Below are 22,255 nucleotides of genomic sequence, written 5' to 3'. Positions count from 1 at the left end.
GCACGGCTCCATGATCCTTCCCACCCACGCGACCAGGCACCCCACCGAAGCCGCGTCAGAAAGCCAAAGGACTCCACCATGAACAGCCCCTCCCGCACCACCGGCCGACTCTCCGGCCGCATCACCCGCCGCACGGCGCTCACCACGATCGCCCTCGCCGCGACGACGGCCCTCGCCCTCACCGCCTGCTCTGGCGGCGGCGACCCGCTCTCCGCGGACAAGCCGGCCGGCACCTCCGGCGCATCGAGCGTCATCGTCGGCTCGGCCGACTTCCCCGAGAGCCAGCTCCTCGCAACCATCTACGCGCAGGCGCTCAACGCCGCCGGGGTCACCGCGACGACGAAACTCAACATCGGCAGCCGCGAGGTCTACATGCCGGCACTGCTCGACGGCAGCATCAACCTGCTCCCCGAATACGCCGGCGCCACCCTCAGCTACCTCGACAAGACCGTCGAAGCCACCACACCGGAAGAAGTCGCGGCCGGCCTCAAGAAGGCCCTGCCGAAGGGCATCTCGATGCTGACTCCCTCGGACGCGCAGGACTCAGACACCCTCGCCGTGACCAAGGAGACCGCCGAGAAGTACAACCTCAAGACCGTCTCCGACCTCATCCCGGTCGCCGGCGACATCGTGCTCGGCGGCCCGCCGGAGTGGAAGACGCGTCACGAGGGCGTCGCAGGGCTCAAGGAGGTCTACGGCCTCGAATTCAAGGAGTTCAAGACCCTCGACGTCGCCGGACCGCTGACGCTCACCGCGCTGCTCAACGGCCAGATCCAGGTCGCAGACCTCACCTCGACCGACCCGGCGATCGCCGAGAACGACCTCGTCGCCCTGAAGGACGACAAGAACCTGTTCCCGGCGCAGAACATCGTGCCCATCGTCGCGACCGACCAGGTCAACGACAAGCTCACGAAGGTCCTCGACAGTGTCTCGGCAGCGCTCACGACGAAGGCGCTCATCGAGATGAACGGCCGCCTCGCCAAGCAGGACAGCATCGACGCCGTCGCAGCCGACTGGTTGAAGGCGAACAAGATCGGGTAGTCGGACGTCGGTCGCTGGGCTTGTCGGGGTGGACCCTTCGACAGGCTCAGGGACCGGGACCAGAACGTATTCGCCCGGTCGCTGAGCTTGTCGAAGCGCCCTTCGACAGGCTCAGGGACCACCTTCGACAGGCTCAGGGACCACCTTCGACAGGCTCAGGGACCGGGGCCGACAAGCTCAGGGACCGGGACCGCCGGGCCGCACCACCAAGCACCGCGCTCACCGCATCACCGAAAGGAACCACACCATGACCGGATCACGCGCCGTGCGCGCTGCCAGAGGAACAGAACTCACCGCCAAGAGCTGGCAGACCGAAGCACCGCTCCGGATGCTCATGAACAACCTCGACCCAGAGGTCGCCGAACGCCCTGAGGACCTCGTCGTCTACGGCGGAACGGGCAAGGCCGCCCGCAACTGGGCGAGCTTCGACGCCATCGTCGCCTCCCTCACCGACCTCGCCGACGACGAGACCCTCCTCGTCCAGTCCGGCAAGCCCGTCGGCGTCTTCCGCACGAACGTGTGGGCGCCGCGTGTGCTCCTCGCGAACTCCAACCTCGTCGGCGACTGGGCCACCTGGCCGGAGTTCCGCCGCCTCGAAGCCCAGGGCCTCATGATGTACGGCCAGATGACCGCCGGCTCATGGATCTACATCGGCACGCAGGGCATCCTCCAGGGCACCTACGAGACCTTCGGCGCGATCGCGAAGAAGCGGTTCAACGGGACCCTCGCCGGCACGCTCACCGTCACGGGCGGCTGCGGCGGCATGGGCGGCGCCCAGCCGCTCGCCGTGACGCTCAACGGCGGAGCCGTCCTCATCGTCGACGTCGACGAGACGCGTCTTCGCCGCCGCCTCTCGAAGCGCTACCTCGACGCCGTCGAGACCGACATCGACGTCGCCCTCGAACGTGTCCTCGCCGCCAAGGCAGCGGGTGAGGCGCTCTCGGTCGGCCTCGTCGGCAATTCTGCAGAGGTCCTCCCGCTGCTCCTCGAACGCGGCGTCCCCGTCGACATCGTGACCGACCAGACCTCCGCGCACGACCCACTGTCCTACCTGCCCGTCGGCATCTCGGTCGAGGACTGGCGCGCAGAGGCAGAGCGCGATCCAGAGGGCTTCACGCTCAAGTCCCGCGAGTCGATGGCGCGCCACGTCGAGGCGATGGTCGGCTTCCAGGACGCCGGTTCAGAGGTCTTCGACTACGGCAACTCGATCCGCGACGAGGCCCGCCAGGGCGGTTACGACCGTGCGTTCGCGTTCCCCGGCTTCGTCCCGGCCTACATCCGTCCGCTCTTCTGCGAGGGCCTCGGGCCGTTCCGCTGGGTCGCACTGTCCGGAGACCCGGAGGACATCCGGGTGACCGACGAGGCGATGATCGAGCTGTTCCCCGAGAACGAGGGCCTTGCTCGTTGGATCCGCGCAGCCCAGGAGCACGTCGAGTTCGAGGGGCTGCCCGCCCGCATCTGCTGGCTCGGCTACGGCGACCGCGCGAAGGCCGGCGTCCGCTTCAACGAACTCGTCGCCGAGGGCAAGCTCAAGGCGCCCATCGTGATCGGTCGGGACCACCTCGACTCCGGCTCCGTCGCATCGCCGTACCGCGAGACCGAGTCGATGGCGGACGGCTCCGACGCGATCGCCGACTGGCCCATCCTGAACGCCCTGCTCAACACGGCGTCCGGGGCCACCTGGGTGTCGCTGCACCACGGCGGCGGTGTCGGCATCGGCCGTTCGATCCACGCGGGACAGGTGTCGGTCGCCGATGGCACGCCGCTCGCAGCGGAGAAGCTCTCTCGTCTGCTGACGAACGACCCCGGCATGGGCGTCATCCGTCACGTCGACGCCGGGTACGACCGGGCGATCGAGGTCGCCGAGGAGCGCGGCGTCCGGATCCCGATGCTCGCCGAGGCGAAGGAGCTCGCGGCGGCGCACGCCGCCGCGGCTGCGGCGGCTCGTGAAGCCGACGAGCGGATCTCCGCGGCGGCGTTCGCAGCGGCACAGGCCTGACCATGGCGACGCGCTCCGACCCCACCGTGACGATCGGCCCAGGCCACACCTCGATCGACGACATCGTCGCGATCGCCAGGGGTGCGCGGGTCGAGATCGCACAGGAGGCCCTCGACGGCATGCTCCTGACCCACGACCTCGTGGGTCAGGTGCTCGCCTCCGGGCAGCCGGTCTACGGGCTGACGACGGGCGTCGGCGACCAGTATTCGGTCGCCGTCGACCCCGACGGCATCGCGGACGCCCAGCTCGGGATGCTCCGCAGCCACGCGAGCGGCGTCGGAGCGCCCCACGACGAGGAGGCCGTCCGGGCGATCATCGCCACGATGATCACGGCGCTGGCGCAGGGAGCGAGCGGGGTGAGCCCACGCCTGGTGCTCACCCTCGCCGAACTGCTCAACCGCGGGGTGACGCCGTGGGCGCCGTCGCAGGGATCGGTCGGCTACCTCACGGCGACCGCCCACATCGGCCTCTCCCTCTACGGCCTCGGCAAGTCCTGGTTCGAGGGCGAGCTCCTGCCTGGCGCGGAGGCCCTCCGGCGCGCGGGCATCGAGTCATTCACCCCCGGCCCTCGTGAGGGCCACGCGCTCGTGAGCGGGACGTACGAGATCTCCGGCCTCGGCGCGCTCGCCCTCCACCGGACGAGGGAGCTCGTGGCGATCGCCGATGCAGCAGGCGCGCTCAGCCTCGAAGCCCTCCGCGGCAACAGCAAGGGCTACGACCCGAGGCTCCAGCGCATGCGGCCGCACCCGGGCCAGATCGACACGGCCGCGCGGCTGCTCCGCCTGCTCGACGGCAGCGAGATCCTCGCAGCCAACCGCGACCACCGCCTGCAGGACGCGTTGAGCCTCCGGTGCATTCCGCAGGTGCACGGCTCGGTCCGCGATGCGCTGGACTTTGCCTGGCGCACCGTCGACATCGAGATCAACTCGGTGACCGACAACCCCGTGTTCGTCGTCGAGGACGGCGAACTGATCGCGCTCCCCGGCGGCAACGGCCACGGCGCACCCGTCGCGGTCGCCCTCGACGTGCTCGCCATCGCCATCGCGGAACTGAGCACGATGTCGCAGGCCCGCTCGGATCGCCTCACGAACCGTCACCTGAGCGAGCTGCCGCCGTTCCTCGTGCCTGGCGGCGGAGCAGGGTCCGGGTTCATGATCCCCCCGTACGTCGCCGCAGCGCTCGCGGGCGAGAACCGGGCCCTCGCAGCGCCGGCGACCGTGCACACGGTGTCGACCTGCGCGGGCCAGGAGGACCACGTGAGCATGGGGACGACCGCTGCCATCCAGGCCCGCACGGCTGCTGCCAACGCCGCCAACATCCTCGCGATCGAACTCCTGTGCGCCGCGCAGGCGATCGACTTCCACGCACCGTTGCGCCCCGGGCGCGGGACCGGGGCGGTGTACGACGCGATCCGCGCGGTTGTGACCGTCCGCGAGGACGATCGGGAGATGTCCCCGGATCTCGAAGCCGTCCTCGCCCTCATCGAGGACGGCACGCTCGACTCGATCATCAGCACCCAGCTCGGAGAAGAGAACACCCATGTCTGATTCGACCGCCGCCTCGTCGGCTTCGTCCGCGTCCGCTTCGGCGCCCACGCCCTCGGCGCCTGCGCCTTCGGCAGCCGCGCCCGGGCTCTCGGCCGGCCCCCTCGCCGGGGTGAAGGTCCTCGACCTCGCCCGGGTCCTGGCCGGACCGCTGTGCGCCGCGATGCTCGGCGACCTCGGCGCGGACGTCACGAAGGTCGAGCTGCCCGGCCGCGGCGACGACTCCCGCGACTTCACACCGCACGTGAACGGCGAGAGCACCTACTTCATGCTCCTCAACCGCGGCAAGAAGAGCATCACGATCGACCTCAAGTCGCCGGAGGGCCACGCGCTCCTGTTGCGGCTCATCGAGCAGGCCGACGTCCTCGTCGAGAACTTCCGCCCTGGCGTCACGGCACGCCTCGGGATCGACTACGAGAGCGTCAAGGCACTCAATCCGCGGCTCGTCTACGTGAGCATCTCCGGCTTCGGCCAGACCGGGCCGTACGCCCACCGGGCCGCCTACGACCACATCGTGCAGGCGATGGGCGGCATCATGAGCGTCACGGGATGGGCCGATGGGCCGCCGACGCGCATCGGGGACGCCGTCGGGGACGTCGTCGCCGGCGTCTACGGCTCCTGGGGCGCCCTCGCGGCACTCCTTCAGCGCGGTATCACGGGCGAGGGCCAGCACGTCGACGTCGCGATGCTCGACTCGATCTTCTCCCTGCAGATGGTCTCGCTGTCGCAGCTCCTCGGAGGCGCCGGCGCACCATCGCGCATCGGCAACAGCCACCCGATCAGCGCGCCGATGGACGCCTACGCGGCAGCCGACGGGCACGTCGTGATCGCGGTCGCGAACGACCCGCTGTTCGTCCGCCTCACCACGGCGATGGGACGGCCAGAGCTGATCGCGGACCCACGGTTCGCGACCGATCCGGACCGTCTCACCCATCAGCAGGACCTCCGCACGGTGATCGAGGAGTGGACAGGTGCGCACAGCGTCGACGAGATCGTCACCATCCTGGAGACCGCCGGCGTCCCCGCGGCGCCAATTTGGGACATCGGGCAGGTCGCCGCGAGCGATCACGCCGCGCACCGCGGACTCGTCAAGACCGTCGAGCACCCCGTCGCCGGGACCGTGCAGGTCGTGCCGCAACCCGTGCACTTCAGCGGCCGGACGGACTCGCCCGACCTCGTCGCGCCGACGCTCGGCCAGCACACGGAGCAGATCCTCCGCGACGACCTCGGGCTGGACGCCGCCGAGATCCAGGCGCTGCGCGAGAGCGGGGTCGTCTGATGGGCGCGGGCATCGGCGAGGTCGCCGAGACGGGGGCCGGGCAGGTCGCCGTCATCGGCGCCGGGACGATGGGCGCCGGGATCGCCGGCGTCTTCGCTGCCCACGGCTACGCGGTTTCGCTGTACTCGCGGAGCGAAGCGACCCTCGACCGTGCGCTGACGGACATCCAGGGCCGGATCGGGGACGCGGTCGCACGCGTCAGGACCACGACCGTGCTCGCCGACGCCGTGGGCGGCGCCGCCATCGTGAGTGAGAACGTCCTCGAAGACCTCGTCCTCAAACAGTCGGTCTTCGCCGAGATCGAAGCGGTCGTGTCCGACGACTGCCTGCTCACGACCAACACGTCGAGCGTGCCGATCACCTCCATCGCCTCCGGGCTGCGGCACGCCGGTCGATTCGTCGGCCTCCACTGGTTCAACCCGCCGGCCGTGATGCCCCTCGTCGAACTCGTGCGCGGCGAGCAGACGGATGACACGACCGTGGCCGCCGTGCGCGAGCTGTGCGCCGCCATCCGGAAGGACGTCATCGAGGTCCGCCGCGACGTGCCCGGCTTCGTCGTCAATCGCCTGCAGTATGCGATGCTGCGCGAGGCGATCGCCCTCGTCGAGTCCGGTGTCGCCTCCATCGAGGACGTGGATCGGGCCGTCGAGACGACGCTCGCGCCGCGCTGGTCAGCCTCAGGTCCGCTGCAGTTGATGGATCTCGCGGGGCTCGACACGGTCGAGAAGGTCTCCGCCGTCCTGATGCCGGAGCTCAGCACTGCGGCGGGGGTCCCCGACCTCGTGCGCGACCGGGTGGCCGACGGGGCACTCGGCACCAAAGCGGGGCGCGGCTTCTACGAGTGGACACCAGAGGGCATCGCGGCGGCCGTGGCACACCGCGATGAGACCGTCAGACTCCTGACCGAGCGGAGGGCACGATGAGCGAGCAGATTCCCGGTGCCGATGCAGATGCCGGTGCAGATGCGCGTGCTGGTGCTGGTGCGCCGGCCGCACCGCTCCTGCTCGTCGAGCACAGCGGCCTCATCGCAACCGTCACGCTCAACCGGCCGGAGAAGCGCAACGCCCTCAACCGCGAGCTGCTCGAACTCCTGGTCCAGACGCTGCGAGGCTTCGAGCAGGACGGGACGACGCGCGTCGTTGTGCTCCGCGGCGACCGCAGGGCATTCGCAGCAGGGGCCGACATCGGCGCCCTCAGCGACGCCGGAGCGATCGACCTCTACACGGCGGGCTTCAGCGAACTGTGGGACGACGTCGCCGCGATGAAGCTGCCGCTCGTCGCGGCCGTGTCAGGCTACGCGCTCGGCGGCGGCCTGGAACTCGCCCTCATCTGCGATGTCGTCGTCGCAGCAGACAGCGCCCGGTTCGGGTTCCCGGAAGCCGGCATCGGCATCATCCCGGGCGCCGGCGGAACCCAGCGCATCGTCCGCGCCGTCGGGAAGTCGATGGCGATGGACCTCGTGCTGACCGGTCGCCGCTTGGACGCGGCCGAGGCGCTCGCGAGCGGGCTCGTGAGTCGGGTCGTGACCGAGGACGCCCTCGATGCAGAGGCGCACACGGTCGCCGAACGCATCGCGGCCGGAGCGCCACTCGCCACGCGCATGGCGAAGCACGCCGTCCTCTCCGCCTACGACACCGGACTCACCGCAGGGGTCGCGCACGAACGGACCCTCTCCGCCCTCATCGCCGCGAGTGCGGACCGGGCGGAGGGCATGCGCGCCTTCAGCGAGCGGACCACCCCGGAATTCGAAGGGAAGTGACGATGCCAGGCACCTCACGCACCACTGCGGGCGCAACCGTCAGTTCACTGCTCGACGCGATCGAACCGCTCGGCCGCGACGGCGCGACGGGCGGCTACAGGCGGCCGGTGTTCTCCGCCGCGGAACTCGAACTGCGCGAGTGGTTCATCGCCGAAGCCGAGCGCCGCGGACTCGGCGTCGACGTCGACCGCAACGGCGTCATCTGGGCCTGGTGGGGTGCGCCGATGGACGGGGCGCTCGTCACGGGCAGCCACCTCGACTCCGTCCCTGGCGGCGGGGCGTTCGACGGCCCGCTCGGCGTCGCATCCGCGCTCACCGCGATCGACCGGATGCGCGAGCGCGGCGTCACGCCGTCGCGCTCCCTCGCCGTCGTCGTCTTCCCTGAGGAGGAGGGATCGAGGTTCGGCGTCGCCTGCCTCGGCTCCCGGCTCCTGACCGGACTCCTCGATCCCGACCGCGCGAGAAACCTCACCGATCGAGACGGGACGACGCTCGCAGAAGCATATGCCGCTGCGGGCATGGATCCTGCGCACCTCGGCGCCGACCCTGCCGCGCTCGCGCGCATCGGCCAGTTCGTCGAACTCCACGTGGAGCAGGGGCGGGGGCTGATCGACCTGGGGAAGCCGGTCGCCATCGGCTCATCCATCCTCGGCCACGGCCGATGGAAGATCGTCGTCAGCGGCCAGGGCAACCATGCGGGGACGACCCTGATGGTGGACCGGGCCGATCCCGTCGTCGCCGCGGCCGACATCGTGGGAGCGATCTCGGAACTCGCCCGCCAGATCGACGATGCGCGCGCGACCGTCGGACGGTTCGAACCGGTGCCGGGCGGCACGAACGTCATCGCGTCCCGTGTCGATCTGTGGATAGACGTGCGGCACCCCGACGACACCGTCACACGCAGCCTCGTGCAGACGATCGCCCGCGAGGCCGCGGTGCGCGCGGAACGGCACGGATGCACGGCAGAGCTGCTCGAGGAGTCGTGGAGCCCGACGGTCGGGTTCGATCCGGCGCTCGGTCGTCGCCTGGCGGATCTCGTCCCCGGCGCACCAGTGCTGCGCAGCGGCGCTGGGCACGATGCGGGCATCCTCGCCGCCTCCGTGCCGAGCGCGATGCTCTTCGTGCGCAACCCCTCCGGCATCTCGCACTCGCCGGAGGAGTATGTGGAGCGGGCGGATGCCGACGATTCGGCGGATGTACTCGCTGACGTGCTGGCGGGGTTGCTGTGAGCGGGGGCGCCTCGCTCGCCTCCTACTGGGCTGCGCAGTGCTGGATCGACGGGTTCGACGGACCGGACGGCGCAGGCGGCCGGGCGGGCATCGCCCGGGACGTCCGCATCGTGGTCGGGGCCGACGGCACGATCGCCTCGGTCACGGCCGGAACCGCACCGCGGGCGGGTGACACGATCCTGCGCGGCGTGGTGTACCCGTCGGGCGTCAACGCACACTCGCACGCGTTCCATCGGCTCCTGCGAGGGCGCACCCACGCCGACGGCGGCAGTTTCTGGACCTGGCGAGACCTCATGTACGCCGAGGCCGCCAGACTCGAACCGGCGTCCTACGAGCGCGTCGCGACGGCCGTGTACGCCGAGATGGTCGCCGCAGGGTGGACGAGCGTCGCCGAGTTCCACTACGTCCACCACCACCCGGACGGTTGGCCGTACGAGCAGGAACACGCGATGGAACGCGCCCTCGCGAACGCCGCGGTCGCAGCCGGAATCCGGCTCACGCTCCTCGACACCGCGTACCTCGCCGGCGGCATCGGCACCCCGCTCTCGGCCGAGCAGCAGCGGTTCGGGGACGGGTCGATCGAGACCTGGATCGCTCGCGGCCGTCGCTTGCGAGCGGCGTTCGCAGACGAGTACGACCCACGAACGGTCATCGTCGGCGCCGCACTGCACTCGGTCCGTGCCGTGCCGGCAACCGATCTCGCCATCGTCGCGGCGGAGCTCGATCCGCATATTCCGTTGCACGTACATCTCTCGGAGCAACCAGCCGAGAACGAGGCGTGCGTCGCCGCGACCGGTCTCACCCCGACCGGGCTCCTGCACGCCAACGGACTGCTCGGCCCAAGACTCTCCGCCGTGCACGCCACCCACCTGACCGCGCACGACATCGAACTCCTCGGCGCAGCGGGATCCACGATCGTGATGTGTCCGACGACCGAAGCCGACCTCGGCGACGGGATCGGTCCGGCACGAGCCCTCGCCGATGCTGGAGCCGTCATCGCACTCGGGACCGACCAGCACGCCGTCGTCGATCCGCTCCTCGAAATGCGGGCGCTCGAACACGGCGAACGGCTCGGATCCGGCCGCCGTGGCCGGTTCAGCCCGGCTGAGCTCCTCGCCGCGGCGAGCACCGGCGGCGCGACCAGCGTCGGACGGCCCCTGGTCGGCGCCATCGCCGTCGGGGCACCGTGCGACCTCATGGAGCTCGATCCGGCATCCAGCCGCACCGCCGGCAGCGACCCCGGGCAGCTCGCGCTGACCGCGACGGCGAGCGATGTGCGGACGGTCGTCATCGGTGGCATCGTGAGGGCACGGAACGGTGTGCACACGGGCCTCGGCGCGCCGTCGGACCTCCTCGCATCGGGAATGGAGTCACTGTGACGAACGACAGCACCACTGGCACTGCGGCTGAGGCCGGGACCGCCGGGACCGCCGGGAGCGCCGGGACCGAGCTCATCACAGGCATCGGCGAGCTGATGACGCAGGACGCCGAACAGCGCGTCCTGCGCGATGCGGCGCTCGTCGTCGAGGGCGATCGGATCGTCTGGATCGGTCAGGCGGGCGACGCCCCGGCTGCCGACGTTCGCACCGACATCGAGGGGCGCGCGCTGCTCCCCGGCTGGGTGGACTCGCACAGCCACCTGGTGTTCGCCGGTGACCGGACCGCCGAATTCGAGGCGCGGATGGCCGGTGAGAGCTACGCGGCCGGCGGCATCGCGGTAACGACCGGGGCCACACGACTCGCGGACGACGCCCAGCTGACGGCGCTCGTCGAGGCGCGGGTGCGGGAGGCGGTGTCGCAGGGCACCACGTTCCTGGAGACGAAGACCGGGTACGGGCTCACCGTCGAGGACGAACGGCGCAGTGCCGTCATCGCGGCCGGACTAGTGGACGAGGTCACGTTCCTGGGTGCGCACCTCGTGCCGGACGGCATGGATGCGGACGCGTACGTCGATCTCGTGTGCGGGCCGATGCTCGCGGCCGTCGCGCCGCACGCCGGATGGGCCGACGTGTTCTGCGAGCGTGGGGCCTTCGACGCCGCGCAGTCCCGCCGAGTGCTCGAGGCGAGTCGCGATGCGGGCCTCGGACTGCGCGTGCACGGCAATCAGCTGGGGCACGGGCCGGGCATCCGTCTGGCCGTCGAGTTCGGTGCGGCGAGCGTCGACCACTGCAACTACGTCGACGACGCCGACCTCGATGCCCTCGCCGCCAGCTGGTCCGGCTGGTCGGGTCCCGGCGACAGCGCCGTCCACGCAGCGGTGTCTCCCGGCACTGGTCCTGCTCCCGGCTCTGGTCCTGCTCGCGGCACCGTCGCGACAGTCCTCCCGGCGTGCGATCTCTCGACCCGGGCGCCGCTCGCGCCGGCGCGGCGGCTGCTCGATGCCGGGGTGCAGCTCGCGATCGCGTCCAACTGCAACCCGGGCACCTCGTACACGACGTCGATGGCGTTCTGCATCGCGACGGCCGTCCTGCAGATGGGCCTGAGCGTCAGCGAGGCGGTCCGGGCGGCGACGTACGGCGGTGCGCTCGCACTGGGTCGCGAGTCCGGTGACGGTGCTGTCGGTTCGCTCGTCGTCGGCCATCGAGCCGATCTCCACGTCCTCGACGCCCCCTCCGCGACGCATCTCGCCTATCGCCCCGGCGTCCCGCTCACCCACGCCGTCTGGCGCGCCGGCCGCCGCCTCCGCTGACCCGCTCTCCCCTCTCCCCTCCTCTCCTTCCCCTCTCCCTCCCCTCCTCCAGAATTCAGGAAGTTCTCGCGAATTCAGGACGATGTCGACCCGTATCGGCGCAGATCGTCCTGAATCGTGCGAAAGTTCCTGAATTCTGGAAGCCGCGCTGGGAGGCGGGGATGCCGCTCAGGCGGAGTTGGCCGCGGCCGAAGTCGAGGCCGACGACGGAGACGAGACTGACGATGCCGATGACGGCCATGACCATGCCAACACGATCCCGAGGATCCCGAGGAAGATCGGCACCGCAGCGCCGACGATGGCGGACAACGCGATCACCGCCTGGAAGGCCGGGCCGTTCGCCGGCGCGGAACCGATCACCGTGTACGTGAGCAACCCGACGGCGGTCTGCGCAACGATCGCCCACAACGGCGCCCATCGCCACGGCTTCGGCAGATGCTCCGCCCGCCCGATCTGGACGACCAGGATGATGCTGATCGCGATCGTGACGAAGCTCTGCACCGTCCCGAACACCACACCTGGAGTGTTGTCGGCGACGGTACCAATCGGAATCTCCCGGATGACCGTCGTCACGACCTCCCACGCCGCATACAGCACGAGCGACACCGTCCCCAGGCGCCCGCCGTGGAACAGGTTCCGTGAGACGCCCCCGCCGAACGCGAAGAGCAGCACACCCACCACGAGCGCGAGCTGCCCGAGATACCCCAGCCAGGGCAGGAACGACGTCGGGGCGAAGCTCACTACGGCCGAGCCGACGAGCAGCCCGCCGCCCCATAACCAGTACTTGTTCACTGCATCCGTCGCCATCATCGGACCCTCCCGTCCTCGTCGACGCATCTCGGCCCCGGCGTCGATCGTTGCCCCGACTCTAGGCGGTCGTCGCGCCGGGCGCACCCTCTCGACTTCCCGCCGCATCCCCGCCGCAAGACGGATGCCCCGCCCTCGACACATGTGATCCACTTGTCGGATGAGCAACCAAGCCGCCCTCGCACTCGCATTCGCCGACCTCCACGTCTCCGGAACCCCGGTGCTCCTCCCGAACGCGTGGGATGTCGCATCGGCCAGGGTCGTCGCCGCTGCTGGCGCCCGCGCGATCGCGACGACGAGCGCCGGCGTCGCCTGGTCGCTCGGCTTCCACGACGGCGAGGGCGTGCCTCGCGATCTCGCGACGGATGCGGTTGCACGGATCGTGAGATCGGTCGATCTGCCGGTGACGGCCGACATCGAGCGCGGCTTCGGCGACGACCCGGCTGTCGTCGGGGAGTCGGTCGGACGGTTCATCGCCGCCGGAGTGGTCGGGGTCAACATCGAGGACTCGATGCGACCGGTCGCGGAGCAGGTCGAGCGGCTGAGGGCGGCGCGGACGGCCGCCGATGACGCGGGGCTTCCGCTGTTCATCAACGCGCGCATCGACACGCACCGTCTCGCGGTGGTCGGCGATGAAGGGTGGCTGGCCGAGACCGTCGACCGTGCGCTCGCCTACACGGCGGCCGGCGCGAGCGGGGTGTTCGTGCTCGGGGCGCTGCGGGCGGACGCGATCCGCGCGCTCGCGGGCGAGGCCGGGGTGCCGGTGAACGTCGCATTCGGGCCGGGCACACTGTCGGTTCCGGAGCTCGCTGCGGCCGGCGCGAGTCGCATCAGCGCGGGGTCGTCCATCGCGGAGGCCGCCTACAGCCTCGTCGCAGATCAGGCCGCCGCGATGCTCGCCGCAGCTTCCCCCATCGCTGCGGCCTCCCTAGACACCGCGGCCTCGCCCATCCTCCCGGCCTCCCCCATCGCTCCGGCGACCGGAGTCCCCACACCTCCGTCGCTCAGCTACGCCCAACTCAACTCCCTCCTGAGCTGATCCGTCCGGTCCGGTCGTGTCCCATCAATTCCGGAACTGTTGGGCCGAATCCGGACGCGCAAGCGCATTCCGGGCTGACCATGCGCATTCCGGCGCAGGAGTTCCGGAATTGTGGACACGAGGCGGCCGGCGACCGAGGCCGGGAGCCGCGACCCGAGGGCAGGGGGCTGCGGCTCCCACGGAGCGCTCACGCCCCGAGTACCAGGAATTTCACAAACGCGATAGCGATGTGCGCGGTCACCGTGATGACCAGCCCAACCACAAATCGTGCGTGAGATCCGGCACCGCAATGGACACAGCGTGCCATTGGGTTCCCCTTTCGTCACGTCAGGCGACAGAAAGGCTGATTCCGCTTGGTGCACTGCTCGTCTGCCACGACGATCACAGCGGTACCGTGGGCGACCATAAGGCGGACCACGACCATCTGGTATTGCGTTGGGGGAGTCGAGCACGTAGGCTTCCGGTAGTTTCACCGGGAAATCCGTACGTGATTCCCAAGCTTCCTCAACCGGAGGCAAGAAGGCCCAGACTCCATATCTGGGCCTTTTTCTTGCCCGGGAACAGGGTCAGACCTGACGCCCTGAATGCTCCGTCACCCCCAGTCTCACACGTTCGCAGCATCGCGAACCGAAGTGCACAGGCTGGATCTCGCAACTCCGAGCCGCAGTGGCGTGTGCACAATTCCGGAACTGTTGGGCCGAATCCGGACGCGCAAGCGCATTCCGGGCTGACCATGCGCATTCCTGCCCAGGAGTTCCGGAATTGTGGACAGCTGTTACGAGGTGGGTGGCGCCGAGACAGCGACGGGCACCGGCACAGGCACCAGCCGCTGCTGATGCCAGACGAGGGGCGCGGATGCGTCGGTGCTGACGATCGACCGGACGCGCAACACGATGAGGTCGTGATCGCCGGCCGGATAGCTGTGTTCGATCGTGCACTCGAGCCACACGGGCGACCCGCCCAGGAAGATCGCACCGGACGGCGCCTGCACCGTCTCGACGCCGTCGAACCGCCGCTGCCTGTCCCGCGATGCCAGCTGCCGCGTCTTCTGGGCATGATCCGTCCCGAGCACGGAGACGCCGATCACGTCCGCCGATGCGAGGACGGGCCACGTCGTCGACGTCCGTTGCGCCGCGAACGACACCATCGGCGGATCGAACGACACCCCGACCGACAGCGACGACGTCACCATCACGAACGGCTCACCGTCGATCGTCGCAGCGAGCGCCGCGACCCCCGACGGGAACCCGGCGAATGCCGCCCGCACGACCTCCGGCTCAGAACTGAACTCCTGCGTGATCGTCATGTGTCGGTCCTTCCCGATCCTGAAGTGAAACCTGATCCGACAGCCGACCCGATTGCTGGCCCTGCCGATGCCCCGAAACCTGATCCGACAGCCGATGCGATGAGCACCCTCGCCGCGCTCTCGTCCGCCCGCATCGCCGTGATGAGTTCGTCGGCGTCGGCGAACCGCCGCTGCGGTCGCAGGCACTCCCCCGTCGTCACCTCGACGCGTTGCCCGTAGAGGTCGCCCTGGAAGTCGAGCACGTGGATCTCGACCGTGTGTTCGCGCCCTTCGAACGTGTCGTTGAAGCCGATGGAGACGAGCGCGGCCTTCGCGTCGACCCAGGCCTCCGCCCGGAACCAGCCGAGATAGACGCCATCGACCGGCAGGACAGGATGCTCTGCGAACCGCAGGTTCGCGGTGGGGTAGCCGAACCCGCGCCCCGCCCCGACACCGTGGACGATGGTCCCGGACAACCGCACGGCGGGCACTGCGACAGACCGCACGGCAACAGACGGCACGGCCCCAGCCTCAGCCGCAGCCGCAGCCGCAGCGGCAGCCCCAGCCCCAGCCCCAGCCCCAGCCGGCACAACAACCGACGATGCCACCGGGAACCGCAGCATCGACGCCGCGATGAGACTGAACACCCCGGCCGCCGCCAACACCGCCAACGCGACCGAGGGCGACGTCGCGACGAGCACCACGGCGGTCGCAGCACTGCCGAGCACGGCGCCGAACTGCTTCATCGTGTTGAACACCCCGGACGCGGCGCCGACGAGTTCCCCGGGCACGGTCGTGACGGCGGCGATCGAGAACGGCGACCAGATGAAGGAGTTCGCGATGCCGAACAGCGCGAAGCTCGCGGCGAGCGCAGCCAGCGGCGCCCCCAGGGCGACGAGCGCCGCGGTTCCGCCGATCGACACGATCAAGGCGAGTGCCCCGATCACGGCGACGATCCGCGGCCCGATCGTGTTGTTGAGCCGCGCGGACACGGGCGCCGCGATGAGGCACACGGCCCCCATCGGCACCATCAGCAGCGACGCGGTCAGCGCCGATACGCCGCGCCCGTCCTGCAGGTACAGCATGAGCGGAACGGGTGCAGAACCGACGCAGAACGATGCCGCAGCGGCCCCTGCGGACGCGGCGACGAACGTCCGCCCCGCGAACAGGCGAACGGGCACGAGCGCTGCGTCCGCGGACCGCCGCTGCAGCAGGACGACCCCGATGACGAGCACAACGCCCGACGCGACGAGCACCCAACGGGGCACCCCGAGGACGGCGGCGGACGCTGCATCGACCCCCTGGATCCCGAGGACGACCGCGAGCAGCCCGACGGCGCTCACGATCATCGCCCACAGGGAGATCCGGGCGGCCCGGCGCACGGAGACCGGCACCAGCAGCAGCACCGCGATGAATGCGACGATGCCGATGGGCAGGTTCACGAGGAAGATCGCCGGCCAGCCGGACACCTCCACGAGCAGCCCGCCGAGCAGGGGCCCGGCGACCGTGGCGGCACCGCCGACGGCTCCCCACACCCCGAGCGCGACGGCCAACCGCGGCGCCCGGAACAGGGATCGGATGATGGTCAGGCACTGCGGGGTCATGAGTGCGGCGCCGATGCCCTGCGCCACCCGCCAGCCGATCAGGAACCCGACCGATGGCGCGAACGCGCAGAGCACGGACGCGATCGTGAACATCGCCAGACCGACGAGATACACCCGGCGATGCCCGAATCGGTCGCCGAGCCGCCCGGCGATGAGCAGCGGGACGGCGTAGGCGATGAGGTAGCCGCTGTTGACCCAGATCGCGATGGTCTCCGTTGTGCGGAGGTCGGCGATCATGGCGGGGAGGGCGACGGAGGTGATCGTGCTGTCGAGCAGCAGCATAAAGAACCCGAGGCACAGGCTCGCGAGTGCGAACCAGTCCCGCCTGGTCCCGTCTCCCGCGCCGGAACCGTCGACAGTCACCTCACACCGCCAGGTTCTCCCGGAGCGTTGACCCCGGGTAACGCGGTGCGAGTGCCCCGCGGCGGCGCAGCTCAGGGACGAGCAATTCACTCAGCTCGGCGTACGCGCTCGGCATCGCGAGCGGCGACGAGAGCATAAATCCGCCGCGCGCACCGGTGTCGGCGTGGTTCTGTTCCAGGGTCTCCGCGACGGTCGCTGCATCGCCGATGACGGTGTGGTCGAGCCCACTCGCAGCGAGGAAGCCGTGCTCGAAGAATTCGTCGCGGGTGATGACGGTGTCGGCGCCCAACTCCGTGACGAGCGCGCCGATGAACCCGGCCGGACTCGCATTGGCCGCGATGATCTCCTCCCGCAGCTCACCCAAGCGGAACGATTCCGGGAGGGTCGAGAAGTCGTAGCCGGCGTTGTGGGAGAGCATCGTGCCGACGGCCTCGTGCGTCCAGAAGTCGAGGACGGTGTCCCGGCGCGTGATCGCCTCCGCCGCGGTCCGGCCGACGATGACCTGGGTCGCCCAGAGGATGCCGACAGCGGCAGGGTCGCGCCCCTCGTCGACGAGCGCGGCGTCGAGCATCGCCCGGTGCCGTTGCTGCCCGGCGAGACTCCCGCCGAACCCGAACACGAGGTCTGCGAACGTCGCAGACGCCGCGACGCCGCGGGGCGAGTTCCCCGCCTGCACAACGACTGGGTGGTGCTGCGGGCTGGGCACAGCGGACAGCGGCCCCTTCACCGTGAAGAACTCGCCGGTGTGGTCGATGGGGTGGACCTTGGCCGGGTCGGCGAACCGGCCGGTGGCCCGGTCCCGTTCGATCGCGTCGGGGCTCACCGAGTCCCACAGCGCACGGCACACGGCGATGAACTCCTCCATGCGCTCGTACCGCTGGTCGTGGTCCGCCAGCTGCGCGTAGCCGTAGTTCGCGGCGTCGGCCCCGCGGCTGGAGGCGACGACGTTGAACGCGATGCGACCGCCGGACACGTGGTCGAGGGAGTTGAGCAGCCGCGCCACATAGAAGGGGTGCATAAACGTCGAGGAGTACGTCAGCCCGAATCCGATGTGATCGGTGACGGTGGACATCGCGGCGATGATCGGCGACATGTCCTGCCTCGGCCATTGGATGCCCCACTCCACGGCGGGCTCGATGCTGCCCCGCCAAGTGCTCGGGATGCCGGAGCCGTCGCCGAAGAACAGCATGTCGACACCGGCACGCTCCGCCGTGCGGGCGAGTTCGAGGAACATCTTGACGTCGGGGAAGTCGCTGCCGACCCATGCGCCCGGCTGGTTCCATCGGCCCTCGGTGTGGGTGAAGGAGAGGTCGTAGGCGAGGTGGATGCCGCTCATGCGCCGACCTCTGCCCCGGCGAGTTCGACCGCACTGGACTCACTGACCGCACTGACCGCACCGGCCGCCACCGCCTGCTCCCACAGTCCGACGACCTCCGCGGTGTCGGACAGGACCGCGATGTTGAGTTCCAACTGCACGAGCGCCGCATCGTTGACGTCGAGGTCGTAGGCGGCCGTCGCATCGCGCGGGATGACGACCGGCCAATCCAGTTGCATGGCGTCCTGTGCCGTTGCGAAGACGCAGCACTCCGACGTGAGCCCGACGACCGTCAGCCAGTCGTATCCGGCAGCACGGAGCGATGCTTCCAGCCCGGTGCCGAGGAAGCCGCTGTATCCGCGCTTGACGACGCGGAGTTCGCCCTTGGCCGGTTCCATCCGGTACCACTCGGCGCCCGAGGTGCCGATGACGCACGGCTCGTCCGCCGTCATCGGAGCCTCGGAGTCGCCCGACCGCAGCCAGGCGCTCGCCTTCCACGGGCGGGCCGGGTCGCTGCCGAGCTCCACCCAGACGACCGGGACGCCGAGGGAACGGGCGGCGTCGACGAGCGAGGCGATGCTGGACACGGCGGCGTCGAGGGCGTCGAACGCCGCATCGGTGAGTCCGTACGCGTCGAGGGCCGCCGGGTCGCCGAAGTCGCGCTGCACGTCGACGACGACGAGCGCAGGGGAACTGCCAGCGCTGATGAGCTGGGCGAGCTGCTGCTCGCGGAGGTCCGCGCTCATGCGTTGGCCGTCTCAGGGGCGTTGGCCGCCGCTGGAGCGATGGCTGCATCGCGTGCCTCGTCGTGCGCCCGCAGCGCCGGCAGCACGGTCTCCCCGAACAGCACCATGTCCTGGTCGTACTCGGGGAAGATCAGCATGAGCCCGTCGAGGTCGGCTTCGCCGACGATGTACTCGATGTGCTCGGTCACCGTCTGCGCCGAGCCGGCGACATACGGCGTCTGGAACGCGGCTTCGCCGATGGCGCCGGCGGCCCACGCCTTCGCCTGCGCCTCCGGGACGCCCCACGACGCCTGCATGAGCGCGAGCGCCTCGCGGTCGAGCCCTGCACCCCACTGCGCCACCTTCTCGGCGGCCAGCTCGTCGGTCTCGGCCTGCACGACGGTCAGCATCGAGTAGGTCTTGCAGACCCGCCCGTGCTTCGCCGCCCTGGCGTGGACGTCGGCGGACAGCTGCGTCATCTCCTCCAGCGTGTCCCCGGAGAGGAACGCGCCGTCGGCGTAGCGGGCCTGGAACTCGCGGGCGGCATCCGATCGGCCGGCGCTGATGATCGTCGGCCGGACCGCAGGGAGCGGACGGGACTGGCAGTCCTCCAGGTCGAAGTACGGCGTGTGCATCGTCACCGACTCCTCGGACCACAGGCGGGTGACGGCCTCCGTCCACAGCTCGGTCATGGCGTACCGGTCCGCGTGGCTGAGGTCGGGATCCCACTCCCCGAACTGTTCGAACTCCGCAGCGTACGCACCGTTCACGACGTTCATCCCGGCGCGACCGCCCGAGATGTCCTGCAGCGTCGCGTACATCTTGGCCGCGACGGCCGGGTTGTGGACGTTGGCGTGCATCGTCGCCCAGATCTTCACCCGGTCCGTCGCTTCCGCGAGCGCCGACATCATGGTCATCGATTCGAGCGAGCGGCCCCAGTGGTCCGTCTCGCCGCCGAAGCCGCGCCACTTCGCCATCGACATGATGAAGTCGAGGCCGATGTCCTCTGCGTGGATCGCCGCCCGCCGGTTCCAGGCGTAGCTCGCCTCCGGGTGCGGGGCCGTGGTGGACAGCATCCACCCGCCGTTCCCGATCGGGAGGAAGATCCCATACTCTTTCGGTGCCATGTCGATGCGCCTTTCAGTGCGTGCGGTGCGTGTTCGTGTGGTGCGTGTTCAGGTGGGGCGGTGGCGATGCTGCGATTCCGCGATGCTGCGCGTCGGCCCGGGAGGCGGCTCCCGAGCCGACTCAGCGCAGATCAGCGCAGATTCGGCGCAGGCTCAGGGAGCCGGCCAGACGAGCTTGTTGTCCTGGTAGATGGATTCGATGAAGGAGTTGTCGAACCAGCCGTTGGCCTGCTCGGCCGTGACGGAGTCCGGGACGATCGCGAACTGGTGCAGCATGTCGACGAGCTTCGACACGTTCTCGGAGTCGATGCCGCCGAGCGGCTGGTTCGGGGTCGGGTTCTCTGCGACGACCTTCGTCTCCGCCTGCCAGATGCCCGCGTTGAGCTTCTTGTCGTAGGTGGCTCCGGCGAGGGCTGCCGCGTAGCCGACGCACTGCTCGGTCTTGGCCTGGCTCGACGAGCAGAAGTCGTAGGCGTGCAGTGCTGCCCGCAGGACGTCCTGCACGGCCGTCGGGTGCTTCTTCGCGAAGTCCGGGTTGACCGCCATCGCCCCCAGGGAGCTGGGGATGCCGTACTTCACGGGCTGCCAGACGGTGATCTTCTGGCCGGCGGCCGCGAGCTGGAGCGGCTCGTTCGAGACGAAGCCAGTGAGCGCCGCGAGGCCGTCCTGCTTGCGCGGGAGGACGGACGGGTCGTAGCCCTCCTTCACGAGGGTGAGCGAGGACCAGTCGACGCCTTCCTTGACCATCATCGCCTGCACGGATGCGGGCACGTAGCCCTTGTGGCCGACGACCTGCCCGTTCAGCTCCTTGAGCGAGGTGGTTCCCGGGTTCGTCATGAGGACGTCGAGTCCGGCGTTGGAGTAGGAGGAGATGCCGGTGATGTCGATGCCGTTGGCACGCGCCTGGATGAGGTCCTGTTGCGCGATGGCCGAGACCGTCGCCTGACCGCTCGCGAGGAGCTTCGTGTTCTGCGCGGTGTCGCCCGAGCCCGGCTTCAGGTCGACCGTGAGGCAGAGGTCCTTGAAGTAGCCGAGCTTGTCGGCCGCGATGTACTCGAGGATCGACGCCGAGGACTGGAACTGGTAGCCGGACAGGTAGGTGATGGTGCCTGCGGCCTTGTTCTCGTCGCAGCGCTCCTTGGAGATGGCCGAGCCGGCGGTGCCGGCATCGCCCGCCGCCGGTTGGGTGCTGCAGCCGGCGACGCCGAGGACGAGGCCGACCGCTGCGAGGGCGGTGACGGCGAACGTGGGGACACGATGTTTCATGGGGCACTCCTTGGGATGGGTCCTTCGACACGGTCGGGGATCGGGTGTCGGAGGGTTCGGGGTGGTGCGGGGGTGGTTCGGTGCGGGCCCTTCGACAAGCTCAGGGACCGGAGGGTGGGGACGGGCCCTTCGACAAGCTCAGGGACCGGGGTTCGGGGTCGGCGACCACCGCGGTCCCTGAGCCTGTCGAAGGGCAGGGCAGGGTCGGCGACCACCGGTCCCTGAGCTTGTCGAAGGGCCAGGGAGCAGGGCGGTCAGGACCGCGGAACCGCGACGATCAAGCGTTGGTGCTCTCGTGCCAGTGCAGGACGCGACGCTCCACCACGGTGATGAGCGCGAGCAGCACCACACCCATCACGGCGAGGACGAAGATCGCCGAGTACACCACCGCGAGCTGGTTCATCGAGGACCCGACGCTGATCACAGTGCCGAGGCCGCCGGTCGACCCGGACGCGGACAGTTCCGCGACGACGGCGCCGATGATCGACAGCGGGAACACGATGCGCAGCGCCGCGAACAGGTACGGGAGCGCGTTCGGCACCCGCAGGTGGACGAGCATCTCCCATCGTGAGGCGTGCATCGTCTGGTACACCTGCAACACCTGTTGGGGGACGGATCGGAGTCCGGCCGCGGTGTTGATGAGGATCGGGAAGAAGCAGATGAGCGCCGTGATGATGAGCTTCGGCAGCGGCCCGAACCCGAAGGCGACGACGAGCGCCGGGGCGATCGCGACGAGCGGGGTCACGTTGAGCACCACCGCGATGGGCATGATCGCGCGGCGGGCGATGGGCAGTTCGCTGATCAGCACGGCGATCACAAACGCGGCGACGAAGCCGATCGCGAGGCCGGCGGTCGCTTCGCCGAGGGTGATGAGCGCGTTCCCGAGGTAGTAGCCCAGGTTCCCGGCGAGGGAGTCGGCGACGCTCTGCAGCGGCGGCAGGAGGTAGGGCATCGTCGCGGCGCTCCACTGCCAGACGACGCCGAGCACCGCGAGCATCACCACGACCGGCAGCCACACGGTGGGCCGGATCCAGCCGATGCGGGACTTCGGGTGTTTGAGGCTGAACCGCGACGGTTCGACGGGGATGGTGGTGCCGGAGGTGCCGGTGGATGATGCGGCGGTCTGGACGGCCGAGGTGATGGCTGGGACGCGTTCGGTTGCGACGGTCATGATCGTGTTCCTC

Annotated in this window: 18 protein-coding genes; 10 read left to right on the top strand and 8 right to left on the bottom strand. The window is 69.8% G+C overall.

All coding sequences use genetic code 11. The features are described 5' to 3' along the window. The first annotated feature begins 78 nt into the window (after positions 1–78). From ACL9RL_RS08655 to ACL9RL_RS08615, 9 genes are all read left to right on the top strand, one after another. On the top strand, positions 79–1,041 hold the full coding sequence (locus tag ACL9RL_RS08655) for an ABC transporter substrate-binding protein (RefSeq protein WP_422779823.1): 963 nt from the start codon (positions 79–81) through the stop codon (positions 1,039–1,041). Between the two features lie 247 nt (positions 1,042–1,288). Further along, a complete protein-coding gene (gene hutU / locus ACL9RL_RS08650; RefSeq protein WP_422779822.1) occupies positions 1,289–3,040 on the top strand; it encodes a urocanate hydratase in 1,752 nt (583 codons plus the stop codon). A 2-nt stretch (positions 3,041–3,042) separates the two neighbouring features. Continuing rightward, positions 3,043–4,587, top strand: coding sequence for an HAL/PAL/TAL family ammonia-lyase (locus ACL9RL_RS08645; protein ID WP_422779821.1), 1,545 nt, complete (start codon positions 3,043–3,045; stop codon positions 4,585–4,587). After that, on the top strand, positions 4,580–5,863 hold the full coding sequence (locus ACL9RL_RS08640) for a CaiB/BaiF CoA transferase family protein (protein ID WP_422779820.1): 1,284 nt from the start codon (positions 4,580–4,582) through the stop codon (positions 5,861–5,863). Before ACL9RL_RS08645 ends, ACL9RL_RS08640 begins: the two co-directional genes overlap by 8 nt. Next, the gene (locus ACL9RL_RS08635) at positions 5,863–6,786 is read left to right on the top strand and encodes a 3-hydroxyacyl-CoA dehydrogenase family protein (RefSeq protein WP_422779819.1); all 924 of its coding nucleotides are present in this window, start codon (positions 5,863–5,865) and stop codon (positions 6,784–6,786) included. The genes ACL9RL_RS08640 and ACL9RL_RS08635 overlap by 1 nt, the downstream gene beginning before the upstream one ends. Next, positions 6,783–7,622 (top strand): enoyl-CoA hydratase-related protein, encoded by an 840-nt coding sequence (locus tag ACL9RL_RS08630; RefSeq protein WP_422779818.1) that lies wholly within the window; start codon positions 6,783–6,785, stop codon positions 7,620–7,622. Before ACL9RL_RS08635 ends, ACL9RL_RS08630 begins: the two co-directional genes overlap by 4 nt. Before the next feature lie 2 nt (positions 7,623–7,624). After that, entirely contained in the window at positions 7,625–8,851 is a 1,227-nt protein-coding gene (locus ACL9RL_RS08625) for an allantoate amidohydrolase (protein WP_422779817.1), read from the top strand. Continuing rightward, positions 8,848–10,230, top strand: a complete 1,383-nt coding sequence (locus ACL9RL_RS08620) for a formimidoylglutamate deiminase (RefSeq protein ID WP_422779816.1) — start codon at positions 8,848–8,850, stop codon at positions 10,228–10,230. The genes ACL9RL_RS08625 and ACL9RL_RS08620 overlap by 4 nt, the downstream gene beginning before the upstream one ends. Before the next feature lie 95 nt (positions 10,231–10,325). After that, positions 10,326–11,540: an amidohydrolase family protein gene (locus tag ACL9RL_RS08615; protein WP_422779856.1), complete on the top strand. Its 1,215-nt coding sequence runs from the start codon at positions 10,326–10,328 to the stop codon at positions 11,538–11,540. A gap of 168 nt (positions 11,541–11,708) precedes the next feature. On the opposite strand, the gene ACL9RL_RS08610 is transcribed toward ACL9RL_RS08615, so the two are convergent. Next, positions 11,709–12,347: a hypothetical protein gene (locus tag ACL9RL_RS08610; protein WP_422779815.1), complete on the bottom strand. Its 639-nt coding sequence runs from the start codon at positions 12,345–12,347 to the stop codon at positions 11,709–11,711. Positions 12,348–12,507: 160 nt separating this feature from the next. Here ACL9RL_RS08610 and ACL9RL_RS08605 point away from each other — a divergent pair, with 160 nt between their 5' ends. After that, the gene (locus ACL9RL_RS08605) at positions 12,508–13,386 is read left to right on the top strand and encodes an isocitrate lyase/PEP mutase family protein (RefSeq protein ID WP_422779814.1); all 879 of its coding nucleotides are present in this window, start codon (positions 12,508–12,510) and stop codon (positions 13,384–13,386) included. A 775-nt stretch (positions 13,387–14,161) separates the two neighbouring features. Here the strand turns inward: ACL9RL_RS08605 and ACL9RL_RS08600 are convergent. The 7 genes from ACL9RL_RS08600 to ACL9RL_RS08570 all read right to left on the bottom strand — a co-directional run bounded on the left by ACL9RL_RS08600 (position 14,162) and on the right by ACL9RL_RS08570 (position 22,242). After that, a complete protein-coding gene (locus ACL9RL_RS08600; protein ID WP_422779813.1) occupies positions 14,162–14,692 on the bottom strand; it encodes a flavin reductase family protein in 531 nt (176 codons plus the stop codon). Next, positions 14,689–16,638: an MFS transporter gene (locus tag ACL9RL_RS08595; protein ID WP_422779812.1), complete on the bottom strand. Its 1,950-nt coding sequence runs from the start codon at positions 16,636–16,638 to the stop codon at positions 14,689–14,691. Before ACL9RL_RS08595 ends, ACL9RL_RS08600 begins: the two co-directional genes overlap by 4 nt. 1 nt (position 16,639) lies before the next feature. Beyond that, entirely contained in the window at positions 16,640–17,974 is a 1,335-nt protein-coding gene (locus ACL9RL_RS08590) for an NtaA/DmoA family FMN-dependent monooxygenase (RefSeq protein WP_422779811.1), read from the bottom strand. Further along, positions 17,971–18,699 carry a cysteine hydrolase family protein gene (locus ACL9RL_RS08585; protein ID WP_422779810.1) on the bottom strand — a complete coding sequence of 243 codons (729 nt, stop codon included), beginning with the start codon at positions 18,697–18,699 and terminating at the stop codon, positions 17,971–17,973. Before ACL9RL_RS08585 ends, ACL9RL_RS08590 begins: the two co-directional genes overlap by 4 nt. Beyond that, positions 18,696–19,805: an LLM class flavin-dependent oxidoreductase gene (locus ACL9RL_RS08580; RefSeq protein ID WP_422779809.1), complete on the bottom strand. Its 1,110-nt coding sequence runs from the start codon at positions 19,803–19,805 to the stop codon at positions 18,696–18,698. The genes ACL9RL_RS08585 and ACL9RL_RS08580 overlap by 4 nt, the downstream gene beginning before the upstream one ends. A 153-nt stretch (positions 19,806–19,958) precedes the next feature. Next, entirely contained in the window at positions 19,959–21,071 is a 1,113-nt protein-coding gene (locus ACL9RL_RS08575) for an ABC transporter substrate-binding protein (RefSeq protein WP_422779808.1), read from the bottom strand. 277 nt (positions 21,072–21,348) lie between these two features. Next, positions 21,349–22,242 (bottom strand): ABC transporter permease, encoded by an 894-nt coding sequence (locus tag ACL9RL_RS08570; RefSeq protein WP_422779807.1) that lies wholly within the window; start codon positions 22,240–22,242, stop codon positions 21,349–21,351. Positions 22,243–22,255: the final 13 nt, after the last annotated feature.

Source organism: Plantibacter sp. Mn2098, from assembly GCF_049319745.1.
Taxonomy (GTDB): Bacteria; Actinomycetota; Actinomycetes; order Actinomycetales; family Microbacteriaceae; genus Plantibacter.
Note: the sequence above shows the minus strand (reverse complement) of the source record. Positions and strands in the feature narration are given on the sequence as shown.